The sequence below is a fragment of the Clostridium sp. YIM B02506 genome, assembly GCF_022324845.1.
Classification (GTDB): domain Bacteria; phylum Bacillota; class Clostridia; order Clostridiales; family Clostridiaceae; genus Clostridium_T; species Clostridium_T intestinale.
In genome coordinates this window covers 17,397-31,001 of sequence record NZ_JAKGTG010000029.1, presented here as the reverse complement: position 1 = coordinate 31,001, position 13,605 = coordinate 17,397, and the positions used below count along the sequence as shown (strand labels likewise).

Here is a 13,605-nt window from a genome sequence, read left to right as displayed (position 1 = left end):
AGATACGTAATTTAGCATCAACTTTAAGAGTTGGTGCTTTTGTTTTATAGTCAAAAGATTTTCAAATTATGAAACTTTGAGTTTTATTATAGTGATAATTAAAGCATAATGGTAAAATTTATATTAAGGGTAATAATATATTCAAAGGAGATGAAGGGAATGACAAAAGAAACAAAGAATATAATTCCAGAGAACTTTATGTGGGGAGGGGCAGTTACATCTTTTCAGAGTGAAGGAGCTTGGAGTGAAGGTGGAAAAGGAGTATCTATAGTAGATACCAGAGAGATTAAGGAAGGCTTTTCTGATTGGAAAGTAGCAGTTGATTTTTACCACAAGTATAAAGAAGATATAGCACTTTTTAAGGAATTAGGTATAAATACTTATCGTACCAGCATTTCTTGGAGCAGAATATTTCCAGAGGGTGAAGGGGACGTTAACGAAGAAGGAATAGAATTTTATAATAATATATTTGATGAGTTGCTTTCAAATGGAATACAACCTGTTATAACTCTATACCATTTTGATATTCCAAAAGCTTTAGCAGATAAATATAATGGTTTTTCATCAAGGAAAGTTGTAGATTTGTTTGAAAACTACGCTAGAACAGTATTTGAAAGATTTAAAGATAAGGTTAAATATTGGATTACTTTTAATGAGCAAAACCTAGTTCTTATGCATTTACAAGCATGGGGAGCTACTCCTAAAGAGGGAGATAACATAGAAGAGTTTTCTTTTCAAGTGTGTCATAATGTTTTTATAGCTCATGCAAAAGCAACTAAAGCACTTCATGAAATCATACCAGATGGTAAAATGGGTGGAATGGTTACATATCTAACCATGTATCCAAATAGCTGCAAGCCAGAAGATGCCTTAGCAACATTAAAGGCTAAGGAATTATTTAATGATTTATATTTTGATGTTTTTGCAAATGGAGAATATCCATCTTACGTAACTAGTAGTTTGAAAAAGAAAAATATAATGCCTGTATTTGAAGCTGGTGATGAAGAACTATTAAAAGAAAATACTGTTGATTATTTAACTTTTAGCTATTATCAAAGCCAAACTGTTAAGTTTGTTGGAGAAAGCCCAGAAGAGGTAATGAAGGGCATGGTACCAAATCCAACTCTAAAAGCAAATGAATGGGGATGGTCTATAGATCCTATAGGGATTAGAGTAGCATTAAAAGAAATATATGCACGCTATAGAATGCCTATATTTATTACTGAAAATGGAATTGGCGTTAGAGAAGAATTGAATGAAAATAATACTGTAGAAGATGATTATAGAATAGATTATTTAAAGGCTCATATTGAACAAATGAAACTTGCAATGGAAGAGGGCGTAGAGGTTATAGGATATCTAATGTGGGGATGTACAGATATATTAAGCTCTCAAGGAGAAATGAAAAAAAGATACGGGGTTATTTTTGTAAACCGTGATGAAACAGATTTAAAAGACTTAAAAAGGTATAAGAAAAAGAGCTTTAACTGGTTTAAGAAAGTAATAGAAAGTAATGGAGAAATTCTATAGTTCTGCTAAAATAATAGGTAGAGGTGATATAAAATGATAAAACATATAGTAACTTGGAAATTAAAAGAGGAAGCTGAAGGAAACACTAAAGTAGAAAATGCTAAAAAGATAAAAGAGATTCTTGAAGCTTTAGATGGAAAGATAGAGACACTAAAGGCTATTGAAGTGGGAATTAATTTTAATGATAGTACGCAAGCTTATGATGTAGTTTTATATTCTGAGTTTGATACAGTAGAAGGACTAAACATTTATCAAAATCATCCAGAACACGTTAAAGCTGGTACCTTTATAAAGGCAGTTGTAACTGATAGAATAGTAGTAGATTATGAAGTATAATTAATTATAAGAGCACGATAGTTTAAAAGCTAAGTGCTCTTTAATTTATATCAGAATTAAGGAGAAAATTATGAGATTTATTGAGGATATAAAAAACTATAAACCCAACAATGAACAAGAAGAAAAAGATAAAAAACTGATAGAATATTATATAGATAATTTTAAGGACATTCTTACAAGAGAAAATGAATTAGCTCACTTAACAAGTTCAGCTTTTATACTAAATAAGGATAAAAGTAAAGCTCTTATGATTTATCATAATATTTATGATTCATGGGCATGGACAGGTGGTCATGCAGATGGTGAAGAAGACTTGTTAGCTGTAGCACTAAAAGAAGCAAAAGAAGAGACTGGAATTAAAAAGGTAAGACCTATAACTTCAGATATATTTTCTTTAGAGATATTACCTGTGGTAGGACACTATAAAAGAGGGCAGTATGTATCTGCACATCTCCATTTATCAGTGACCTACTTACTAGAAGCAGATGAAAGTGAAGAACTTATTATAAAACCTGATGAAAACAGTGGAGTAAAATGGATTCCTATAGATGAAGTGGCTAAGGTATCTAATGAATCTCATATGAGAGTGATTTATGAGAAGATAATTTCTAAGATAAAGGATGTTTATAAGTAGCAAGAAAATAGCAAGTAGCTTTATGATAAGTTACTTGCTATTTTTTTATTTAGTAAGTTTAAAACGTATAAGAAAGCTATTTCTAAGTATCTACAGAGTAGCAGTTATTAAGATATTAAAGGGATTTAATGGAGCTGAGGGGCGCTCCTACAGATTAAAAGTTAACAGGAATATAATGAGACTTGAGGAGAAGTCTCTACAGTATAAAAGTTAACAGGAATTTGATGGAGCTTGAGGGGAAGCTCCTACAGGGCAGAAGTGATAAGGAATTTGATGGAGCTTGAGGGGAAGCTCCTACAGGGCAGAAGTGCATACTTAATTATCTAAGTAGGTAATTAGATAAGCAAATAATTAAGTAATTAGGTAATTAAATAAACAGATAATTAGGTAAGCAAGTAATTAGATAAGTAAATAATTATCTATGCAGTTTAGATGAATGAAATAATAAGAGGACTAGGATTATTTAATTGTGGTAAAATATAGGTGAATTTGAGAGGGTTAGTAGGAGGGAAGTATGAAGATATATATTAGTGCAGATATTGAGGGGATAACAGGGGTTACTAGTTGGAGTGAAACGGAGAAAGGGCATGGAGATTTTTCAGTTTTTGCAGCTCAGATGACTAAGGAAGTTAAGGCCGCTTGTGAGGGAGCTTATGAAGCTGGAGCAACTGAGATATATGTAAAAGATGCACATGATAGTGCAAGAAATATTGATATTAATGAGTTACCTGAGTATGTGAAGCTTCAAAGTGGATGGGCAGGAGACCCTATGTGTATGGTAAGTGGGTTGGACGAAAGTTTTGATGGAGTTATTTTTATAGGATATCATTCAAGAGCAGGGAGTGGAACTAGTCCTCTTGCACATACTTTAGATACAGGAATGGCATATATAAAAATAAATGGGGTTTATGCAAGTGAGTTTTTGATTAATGCTTATGCAGCGGCACTTCACAATGTATCAGTTGTATTTGTAAGTGGAGATAAAGGCCTTATAGATGAAGTTAAACAAACAAATGGAAGTATTAAGACCTTAGCAGTTAAAGAGGGCGTGGGACAATGTACTATAAATATTCATCCAAACAAAGCTATAAAAGATATTAAAACTTTAGTTAATGAAGCCTTGGTGACAGATTATAGTTTATGCAAAATTACTTTGCCAAAAACTTTTAATATAGAGCTAGCTTATGAAAGACATGAAAAAGCATATAGAAATTCTTTTTATCCTGGAGCAAAACTGATTGAACCAAGGGTTATTTCTTATACTACAGATAGCTATTATGAAGTTTTAAGATTGTTTCATTTCTTAACTTAGGAGAAGTATATGAATATTAATATACCAAAAGAAAGTAAGGAACAAATTAATAAAATACTTGATTTGTGTAAGAGTAAGTTAAAAGAAAAGTTAGTTGGGGTTTATTTGCATGGATCATTAGCCATGGGATGTTTTAACAAAGATAAAAGTGATATAGATATTATAGTAGTAATGAATGAAGCTGCAAATGACAAGGATGGGATAATAAAAGAACTAATGAAAATATCGCTAAATCCATCACCTATTGAAATAAGTTTTCTATTAGAAGATAAACTTAAAAATCCCAATTCAATTTGTCATTATGATTTACATTATAGTGAGTATTGGAGAGAAAAGTATACGAATATGTTTCTAGAAAACAAAGAGATAGAAAAAAATATTTTAGAAGATGGAGACTTACCTGCTCACATGAGAGTTATTAATGAAAGAGGAATTACTTTATGGGGAAAAGATAAAGATTTGATTTTCCCTAAGATTAGTAATGAAGAATATCTAAAGTCAATAATCTATGATTTTGAAGATGCTTGGGAGAATTTCTCTAATAAGCAAGAGTATTATATTTTGAATACTTGTAGAATATTAAATTTTCTAGAAACAAATAAAGTAACATCTAAGAGAGAGGCTGGAGAATGGGCTTTAGATATTTTATCAGCTAGATTTAGATCTATTATAGAGTCAGCATTGGATATTTATGATGGAAGGAAGATGGTTACTAGTTGTAATAATAAGTTAATTGAAAGTTTTTTAGCTTATTCCAATAAGAATATAATGAAGAATATTGAGGAGAAAAAATATGTATAAAGAAGCTATGTTTATAATCTACGTTAAAGATCAAGAAAAATCTAAAAAGTTTTATGAGTCACTTTTAAAATTAAGTCCTAGACTGCATGTACTTGGAATGACAGAATTTCATGTCTCAGAAACAACTATATTAGGGTTGATGCCAGAAGAAGGTATCGCAAAAATTCTTGGCAGTAAGATAACTCATCCAAAGGAGAGTAATGGTGCATCTAGATGTGAGCTTTATTTATATGTAGATAATCCAGATGAATATTTAGATAGGTTAGTGGAACTAGGTGGTAAAGAAGTAAGTAAAGGTGAAATAAGAAACTGGGGAGACTATGTATCTTATGGATTAGATTTAGATGGACATGTTATTGCATTTGCTAAAAGAGATTAGATAATAAAAGGATAAGTAGATGTAACTATTTATCCTTTCATCACTTTAAGAATTTGCAAATGATTTTGCTGTATCAAATAAACTGTCATGTTTAACAGCTTTTACATTAAAGCGTAGTAGTTTAAAAGTATATTGAATAATAAAACCTATCCCAAATACAGATATTATTGTTCCAATACCAACTTTAGCCCCAAGTAACCATCCTATTATTAGAGCAGTTCCTTCAATTCCCCCACGTATTACCCCTATAGAAACATTGGGAAGACGCTTGCTAAGAGCAATCATAAGAGAATCTCTTGGACCTGAACCAAGCCCTTGTCCTATATAAAAGTAACTTCCAAAAGAAATAACTATTTGTCCAACTAAAAGCATTATTAAACCAAAGAAAAAGTTGTCCATAACAGGAATGATTTTTAAACCTAATAAAACATCTGACATTGCCCCGATTAAAACAGTATTTAGGATTGTTCCTAAACCTATCTTTTCTTTAAGTAATACAATAAATATAAGAATACCCACTCCAGTAAGTATCACAACATTTCCATAAGTAATTCCTGTAATATTAGATACTCCAACACTAAAAGCATCCCAAGGAGCAAGTCCAATATTAGCTTGAATTGTTAGTACTACACCTAAAGCAAATAAAAAAAGTCCCCAAATAAGCTTTAGGGTTCTCAAAGATAATTGTTTCATTTTAAAATACCCCCTTGTATTGTCTGATGTCTAGCCACTGTAAATCTCCCATCCTATATTAAGGTGAGAGATAACAGTGGCACGACCCTAGATAAGTTCAACTATACCCACAAGGGGCACAAGTGATTCAGTTGGGATAAAAACTCCAACTGAATCAAGTTTCACTTAATTACAATGATTTTAAGTGATTAAACTCAGATTGTCAAATTTAAAGAGTATTTTACAACTATGCAACAACTAGATGAAAGTTTTGATATGTCTACTCCTTATACTTAGTTTCATTGAAAGGTGTATAAGGTAGTAGAGAAAGAATATGTAAGTAGAAAATATTTACAATAAATAAGTATTTTGTTAATATATAAATTGGAGAAAGGGATGAATTTTATGTTTGATAAGATACTTTTTATCGTAACAATGCTGTTGTTATTATTTGTATTAGGTAGGGATTTCTTTTTAGGATTTTTGGATAACACAAGTTTAGGAAGATATTTATTAATGAATGAAATTAGAGATATCAAAAAAAGATATACTATAGTTGATGAAGATAAATTTTTAATAATATTTAAAAAGAATAGAAAAATATCAATGATACTATTGTTAATATTTTCTGTAATAGTAATTTATTTTAAAAGTAATATTTCAAATATATTAGCACTTGTAGTTTTAATAATTTTGTTCATCTTTAAAAGCAGAGAGAAGAAGTATTTAGAACCTATAGAAGAAAGCATTTAAGTGAAAAGCTTATTTATAAAGTGACTGCTCATTTAGTAGATATATAATGAAAGTACCCTCCATGAGTCATAATTCATGGAGGGTACTATTACGTTAATATATTTATGCCTTTTTCTACTATTTATCAAATATACTTTTAGAGTATAATTCTATTCAGCTGTTTCAAAATGATAGTCAACTTTAGATAATTGATATGTTGGATATCCAGATGTTCCACCAGTTCCAGTTCCCCAACCAGTGAATTTATAAGTTGAAACTGCAATAATACACCAATCTGAGTGTTGATCAGCTTGAGCTAAGAAACTTTTTAAAATTTGAACTTCAACTTCTGCAGCGGCTTTAGCAATGGTATAAGTAATACCAATAGGGGCTACTTGTTTTATTCCCGAAGCTATAAGTCCTAAAAGTGTATCGATTTGAGTAGCATTCATGTTAGCGAACCCATCAGCTTTATTAAGTTTGGCCACAACATCCTGCCTTCCAGTAAAAGAATATTGAACAATACTATCTGTTATATTAGACATAGAAATCTCTCCTTTTTGTTAAAATATGTTAAACCATTATTTTCGTTAGCTAACATTTGGTTTACATTAACTTAAAGGCATTTATTTATTAATTTGTAAACTTAACTAAGTAAGTTTTTTATATAAATTTTTATTCGTTAATAAAAATGACTCGCTATTAAAATAAGGTTTTATATATTTTTCTTATTCTAATAGAAGATGAAATTTTTAACATTAATTGAATTACTTCATTAGATGAATTTTAAAAGTACATTTAAAATTGGGTATAGGCTTGAAGATTAAAAAGGGTAGGAGCTTGGTGTTAATGAGCTTCTACCTTTTTAATTATGGCTTAAGAAAGCCATTTATGAGACTTTGAAAAATTATTATGTTTAATAACCATATAACTGGTTAACTGGAAAACCAGAAATACAGAAATCTGGATATCCAGATATCCAGTTAAATGGGGGAAATATTTTATTAGATTCATTTTAAGTATTAAATTATCAGTATCAAAAAATATATGGTAAAATATTAACAAATACTAATATATCTGGAGGGAAGAAAGCTATGATTAAGAAAATCACTAAAGAGATTGTTGATTCTTTTAATGAGATAATAAAGTATTTAGCTAAAAGAGATATTAAAGAGATTTCAAAAGAAGAATTACTTAAGAAATATAATATAGATAAAGTGGATTTATTAATAATATTAGGAAGTGCAATTCCATATATAGCTGAAGAGGGAGGCCGAGCTTATAAAAGTAATTTAGCAAAAGAGATTATGATAGTAGGGGGAATCGGACATTCAACTATATATTTAGAAGAAAACATACTCAATAATTTAAAATATGAAGGTATAGAAGTCAAAGATAGGGCAGAGGCAGATATTCTAAAAGATGTTTTAGTTAAGAATCTAAGTATAAAAGAGGAAGACATAATTATTGAAAATAAATCTACTAATTGTGGATCTAATGCCCATGAAACCTTTAAAGTTATAAAAGAATTAAACAAAAAGCCGAAGACAATTTTAATTCTTCAAGATCCAACCATGCAGTTAAGAACAGATGAATGTTTTAAGAAGGAATGGAAGGATAAACAAGTGGAATTTATTAATTATTCTTGTTTTGTACCATTAATCAAAGAAGAGAATGGAGAAATGAAGTTTATAGATAATGATATTTATGGGCTTTGGGATATGCACAGATTCATTTCTTTAATTATGGGAGAGATACCTAGACTTAAGGATGACGAAAATGGATATGGACCTAGGGGAAAAGGATTTATAGGTCATGTGGATATTCCTAAAGAAGTTTTGGAGGCTTATGAGGTGTTGCTTCCTTATTATAGTGAGTATTTGAGATAAACTTTTGGATGTTATATAAAATAAGGGGTGGTGTAAATGAAAAAGAAGCTAATAATCATAAATGGAACTATGGGTGTAGGAAAGAGCACCATTTCAAAAGCTTTATATAAAAGTCTTGAAAACTCTATTTGGCTTGATGGGGATTGGTGTTGGATGATGAACCCTTTTGTAGTCAATGATGAAAATAAGAAGATGGTTGAAGATAACATAGTTTATCTTTTGAGTAATTTTTTAAGGAATTCATCCCTAGAATATGTTGTTTTTAACTGGGTGATTCATGAAGAGAGTATTTTTGATCTTCTATTAAATAGACTTAAAGATTTTGATTTTGAGTTATATAAGATAACTCTTATATGTTCAGAGGAAGTTTTGAGAAATAGGATTGTTGAGGATTTTAAGAATGGAAGAGGAGACAGAAATTTAGAGAATAGTCTTAAAAGGCTTGAGCTTTATAGAAATATGGATACTATAAAGATAGATACAAGTAATAAGAAGATAGATGAAACTATAGAGGAGATTATAAATATTATAAATCCCTAGTTATTTGAGAGTATTTTTATGATGCTCTCATTTTTATTTCAATAATGTTATAATAAATTATCGAATTTGGTTTTAAGGTATGTATTTTATAAATAAACTTATAATATAAATGGATAATCTCATTTGACGTTAGGGGGCTTGGGCGTGAAAAAGAGTAAGGACAGGGATTTTAAAAAGCTTAAAGAACAGATTAGTAACATTGAAACTATTGCGAGAAATTCCAAAAACAATGCTTTGTGGGAGCAGGAGGCCTCTTTAAGAAAGAAAATAAAGATTTTAAAAGGTATGCAGGATAAAGGTTTTAAAGGGTTTAAGGATGTATATTATAGATATATAGATTTATTTAAGTATGTGTCTGAGAGAATAATAGAAGATTATAATAGAAGAAATGGAACTGAATTTAGTTTTAATAAAATAATAAAGGATGACTATGAAGGATTTATGAAATCTGGGGTGCTGAGTATTTTACTTACGAAGCATATACCTAAGGTTTTGGAAGAAGACTTCAACAGAACTTTTCCTAAGAATCCAAAAGATGAATATAGAGAAACTAGAAAATATAAGAGAAAATTTTATCTTCATTTAGGAGAAACCAATACAGGAAAAACTTATAATGCAATGGAAGCTTTAAAGAAGGCTAATAAGGGGATTTATTTATCTCCCCTGAGAATCCTAGCCCTTGAAAACTATGAAAAGTTAAATAAGCAAGGGGTTCCTTGCGATCTTGTAACTGGTGAAGAAGAGGATTTAGTTGAAAATTCTAGACATATAAGCTGTACTATAGAAAAGCTTAATATTGATGAGGAATATGATGTAGGTATAATTGATGAGATTCAAATGATTAAAGATGACTTTAGAGGTTTTGCGTGGACTCGCGCAGTTTTAGGACTTAAGGCCAGAGAAGTTCATGTATGTGGGGCTTTTAATGCCAAGAATATATTAGTAAAGATTATTGAAGATTGTGGAGAAGATTATGAAATAATAGAATATGTAAGAGAGATGCCTTTAATAGTTGAAGATAAGGCTTTTAAGCTTAAAAATACATCAGCTGGTGATGGGTTAGTTGTTTTTTCTAAGAAAAAGGTGTTGGAGTTAGCTAGTTATTTTGCTGAAAAAGGTGTAAAAGCTAGTCTTATATATGGTGATTTACCTCCAGAGGTTAGAAGAAAACAATATGAGGAATTTGTAACTGGTGAAAATAGCATTTTAATAACAACTGATGCTATTGGTATGGGGGTTAATCTCCCATTAAAAAGAATTGTGTTTATGGATACTAGGAAGTTTGATGGTAATGAGGTAAGAAGTTTAACATCTCAAGAAATTAAGCAGATAGCAGGAAGAGCAGGTAGAAAAGGTATCTATGATAGAGGGTATGTAGCTGCTTATGGAGAGAGTGGAGAGTTTATAAGATATAACTTAGAAACTAAGGATGAGAATATTTATGAAGCTGTTTTGGGTCCTAGCGAGGGGATTGTAAATATAAGAAATATCCCACTTAAAGATAAGCTTGCCCTTTGGAGCACAAGAGAAGTTGATGGTAGTTTATACAGAAAGATGGATGTTAGTGAATATATAATAAAACTTGAAAATATAAAGACCTATAGATTATCTCAAGAAATAGAGTGGAAACTTATGAAGATCCCTTTCGATATTAGTGAAAGAGAACTTATGATAACTTATTTGAGTTATATAGATGAAATATTTATATCTAATAAGAAGGAAATAAGTAAACCTAGATATTTTATGAATGATTTAAAGGAATTAGAGCTTTATTATCAGAGGATAAATATATATTATTCCTTTGGTAAGAATTTTGGGCTGGAAATAGATATAGATTGGATTAAAAAAGAGAGAGTAAAAATAGGAGAGAAAATAAATAGACTTTTAAAGAATATAAGGGAAGAAGCCGAAGATTTAAAATCCTAGGCTTCTTCTATTTTTTGGTGTAGAAAAGGCTTATTTATGCTAATTTAGGGTACTTTGAAAATATGCTTTTACTTTTTTTAGCTTCCTCTAAATCAAATGAGTTTATATACATTTCTTTGATTTCGCTTATAAGAGGATATCTTGGATTAGCTCCTGTGCATTGATCGTCAAAAGCTTGTTCACACATATCATCAAGGTTTCTATAGAAGTTTTCTTTTGATATTCCATATTCTTTTATGCTCATAGGGATATTTATTTTCTTTTTAAGTTCATTTATAGCTTTTATTAATAAATCTACTTTTTCATCCTCAGTATTTCCACCAAGGTTTAGATAATCAGCTATCCTTGCATATCTCATTTTTATATTAGGATATTTATATTGAGGGAATCCTGCTTGTTTTTTAGGATCATCTGCTGCATTAAATTTTATAACTTCATTTATTAGTAAGGCATTAGCTACTCCATGAGGAATATGGTGTTCTGCTCCTAGTTTGTGAGCCATTGAGTGACATACTCCTAAGAAACAGTTTGCAAAAGCCATTCCTGCCATAGTTGAAGCATGAGCCATTTTTTCTCTAGCCTTAATATTAGTTGTTCCTTCCTCATAAGCAAGAGGTAGGTATTTAAATATAAGTCTTATTGATTCCATTGCTAACCCATTAGTATATTCAGAAGCTTGAATAGATGTGTAGGCTTCTAATCCATGGGTTAATGCATCTATTCCTGAAGCACTGGTTAATCCTTTTGGCATATTCATCATTAATTCTGCATCTACTATAGCCATATCAGGTGTTAACTCATAATCTGCAAGTGGATATTTTATACCTGATTTTTCATCAGTAATAACTGCAAAAGGTGTAACCTCAGAGCCTGTACCAGCAGAGGTTGCTATTGCTACCATCATTGCTTTAGTACCTAATTTAGGGAATGGACATATTCTTTTTCTTATATCCATGAATCTCATAGCAACATCTTCGAATTGAATCTCAGGGTGTTCATATAAAACTCTCATTATTTTTGCTGCATCCATAGGAGAGCCTCCCCCTAGGGCTATAATTACATCAGGATTATAGCTTAACATTTCATTTGCACCTTTAAGGGCAGTAGATAGAGTAGGATCAGGTTCAACTTCAGTAAATATTCTAAAGTCTACTCCTATTTCACTAAGAACATCTGTAACTCTATTTGTATATCCTAGATCATTTAATATTCTATCTGTTACTATAAAAGCTTTCTTTTTACCTAAGTCCTTTAGTTCTCTTATAGCAAATGGTAAAGAACCATATTTAAAATAGGTTTTTTGTGGTACTTTAAACCAAAGCATATTTTCTCTCCTCTCAGCTACGTTTTTTATATTTAATAAATGTTTTGGCCCAATGTTATCTGAAACTGAGTTTCCACCCCATGGACCACAGCCTAGTGTAAGTGAAGGGGTTAATCTAAAGTTAAATACATCCCCCATAGCTCCATGAGTAGCTGGAACATTTATTAAAGTTCTAACAGTTTTCATGTTTAAAGTGAATTTATCTAATTTTTCTTGTTGTGTTAAGGTATCTATATAAAGGGTTGAGGTATGTCCTAAACCACCTTGTTCGATTAATCTTGAAGCTTTTTCTATAGCTTCATCAAAGGTTTTAACTCTGTACATTGTTAGTACAGGAGATAATTTTTCATGTGCTAAAGGTTCAGAGAATTCTACAGATTGTGCCTCTGCCACTAAGACTCTTGTATTATCTGGTACAGTAATTCCAGCAAGTTCAGCTATTTTTAAGGCAGATTGTCCTACTATATTTGGATTTATATTACCTTTAACTAATAGTATTTTTTTAAGTTTTTCTGCTTCGAAGAATCTTAATACGTATGCTCCTCTTTCTTCAAATTCCTTCTTTACTTCATCATAAATTGAGTCTAAAACTAATACGGATTGCTCTGAAGCACATATTACGCCGTTGTCAAAGGATTTAGATAAAATGATTGAGCTTACTGCCATTTTTATATGAGCAGTTTCATCTATTATGGCAGGGGTATTACCAGCACCTACACCTATGGCAGGTTTACCAGAAGAGTAAGCAGCCTTAACCATAGCAGGGCCACCAGTTGCTAATATGATATCAGCTTCTTTCATAACAATTTGAGAAAGTTCTATACTAGGTTCATCAATCCATCCAATTATACCCTCTGGAGCTCCAGCTTCAACTGCTGCTTTTAAAACTATTTTTGCAGCTTCAATAGTAGCATTTTTTGCTCTCGGATGAGGAGAGAATATAATTCCGTTTCTTGTTTTTAAAGATATTAAAGCTTTAAATATAGCTGTTGATGTAGGATTGGTGGTAGGAATAATAGCAGCTACAACTCCTATAGGAGAAGCTATTCTTTTAAACCCAGCAGATTCATCATGCTCTAAAACACCACAAGTTTTTTCATCTTTATATTTATTGTAAATATACTCAGCTGCAAAATGATTTTTCATAACCTTATCTTCTAAAACACCCATACCACTTTCTTCTACAGCCATTTTAGCTAATTTAATTCTTGCATTATTTGCAGCTATGGCAGCGTTTCTGAATATTTTATCTACTTGTTCTTGGGTATATGAGGAGAATATCTTTTGAGCTTTTCTTATTTCTTCTAGTTTAACCATTAAATCTTCACTATTAGTAACTTTCATACAAATCCCTTCCTTTAATCCAAATTGTTAATTATTTAACATCTATGTTAATAATATAACGAGAGTTGAATTAAATCAAGACTATTTTCAGAAAATTTTAAATTTACAGTTTAATTAAAGGTTTGGCTATATAAGCAAAATAGCTAATGAAAATGTTTAAATAAGGCGGGAAATTTTATGAGAAAA

General features: G+C 30.7%; 13 protein-coding genes. 10 read left to right on the top strand and 3 right to left on the bottom strand.

The window, feature by feature from the left end; genetic code table 11:
- Positions 1-159: 159 nt before the first annotated feature.
- The 6 genes from L1S49_RS18165 (at position 160) to L1S49_RS18140 (ending at position 4,992) form a co-directional block, all read left to right on the top strand.
- Positions 160-1,530 carry a glycoside hydrolase family 1 protein gene (locus L1S49_RS18165; protein WP_238906814.1) on the top strand — a complete coding sequence of 457 codons (1,371 nt, stop codon included), beginning with the start codon at positions 160-162 and terminating at the stop codon, positions 1,528-1,530.
- A 33-nt stretch (positions 1,531-1,563) separates the two neighbouring features.
- Positions 1,564-1,866 (top strand): Dabb family protein, encoded by a 303-nt coding sequence (locus L1S49_RS18160; RefSeq protein WP_021803720.1) that lies wholly within the window; start codon positions 1,564-1,566, stop codon positions 1,864-1,866.
- Between the two features lie 70 nt (positions 1,867-1,936).
- Complete coding sequence (locus L1S49_RS18155) at positions 1,937-2,500, top strand: NUDIX hydrolase (RefSeq protein ID WP_238906813.1); 564 nt, start codon at positions 1,937-1,939, stop codon at positions 2,498-2,500.
- A gap of 514 nt (positions 2,501-3,014) precedes the next feature.
- Complete coding sequence (locus L1S49_RS18150) at positions 3,015-3,812, top strand: M55 family metallopeptidase (RefSeq protein ID WP_238906812.1); 798 nt, start codon at positions 3,015-3,017, stop codon at positions 3,810-3,812.
- A 9-nt stretch (positions 3,813-3,821) separates the two neighbouring features.
- A complete protein-coding gene (locus L1S49_RS18145) occupies positions 3,822-4,613 on the top strand; it encodes an aminoglycoside adenylyltransferase domain-containing protein (RefSeq protein WP_238906811.1) in 792 nt (263 codons plus the stop codon).
- Entirely contained in the window at positions 4,606-4,992 is a 387-nt protein-coding gene (locus tag L1S49_RS18140) for a VOC family protein (protein ID WP_238906810.1), read from the top strand. The genes L1S49_RS18145 and L1S49_RS18140 overlap by 8 nt, the downstream gene beginning before the upstream one ends.
- Before the next feature lie 45 nt (positions 4,993-5,037).
- On the opposite strand, the gene L1S49_RS18135 is transcribed toward L1S49_RS18140, so the two are convergent.
- Complete coding sequence (locus L1S49_RS18135) at positions 5,038-5,685, bottom strand: hypothetical protein (protein ID WP_238906809.1); 648 nt, start codon at positions 5,683-5,685, stop codon at positions 5,038-5,040.
- A gap of 384 nt (positions 5,686-6,069) precedes the next feature.
- On the opposite strand from L1S49_RS18135, the gene L1S49_RS18130 reads away from it, so the two are divergent.
- On the top strand, positions 6,070-6,417 hold the full coding sequence (locus L1S49_RS18130) for a hypothetical protein (RefSeq protein WP_238906808.1): 348 nt from the start codon (positions 6,070-6,072) through the stop codon (positions 6,415-6,417).
- Between the two features lie 149 nt (positions 6,418-6,566).
- Here L1S49_RS18130 and L1S49_RS18125 read toward each other — a convergent pair whose 3' ends face one another.
- Positions 6,567-6,941, bottom strand: a complete 375-nt coding sequence (locus tag L1S49_RS18125; protein WP_238906807.1) for a hypothetical protein — start codon at positions 6,939-6,941, stop codon at positions 6,567-6,569.
- A 549-nt stretch (positions 6,942-7,490) separates the two neighbouring features.
- Between L1S49_RS18125 and L1S49_RS18120 the strand changes: the two genes are divergently transcribed.
- From L1S49_RS18120 to L1S49_RS18110, 3 genes are all read left to right on the top strand, one after another.
- Complete coding sequence (locus tag L1S49_RS18120) at positions 7,491-8,285, top strand: YdcF family protein (protein WP_238906806.1); 795 nt, start codon at positions 7,491-7,493, stop codon at positions 8,283-8,285.
- Positions 8,286-8,321: 36 nt separating this feature from the next.
- Positions 8,322-8,825, top strand: coding sequence for an AAA family ATPase (locus L1S49_RS18115; RefSeq protein WP_238906805.1), 504 nt, complete (start codon positions 8,322-8,324; stop codon positions 8,823-8,825).
- Between the two features lie 144 nt (positions 8,826-8,969).
- Positions 8,970-10,751 carry a DEAD/DEAH box helicase gene (locus tag L1S49_RS18110; protein ID WP_238906804.1) on the top strand — a complete coding sequence of 594 codons (1,782 nt, stop codon included), beginning with the start codon at positions 8,970-8,972 and terminating at the stop codon, positions 10,749-10,751.
- 34 nt (positions 10,752-10,785) lie between these two features.
- Here L1S49_RS18110 and adhE read toward each other — a convergent pair whose 3' ends face one another.
- Positions 10,786-13,419, bottom strand: a complete 2,634-nt coding sequence (gene adhE / locus L1S49_RS18105; protein ID WP_238906803.1) for a bifunctional acetaldehyde-CoA/alcohol dehydrogenase — start codon at positions 13,417-13,419, stop codon at positions 10,786-10,788.
- Between the last annotated feature and the right edge of the window lie 186 nt (positions 13,420-13,605).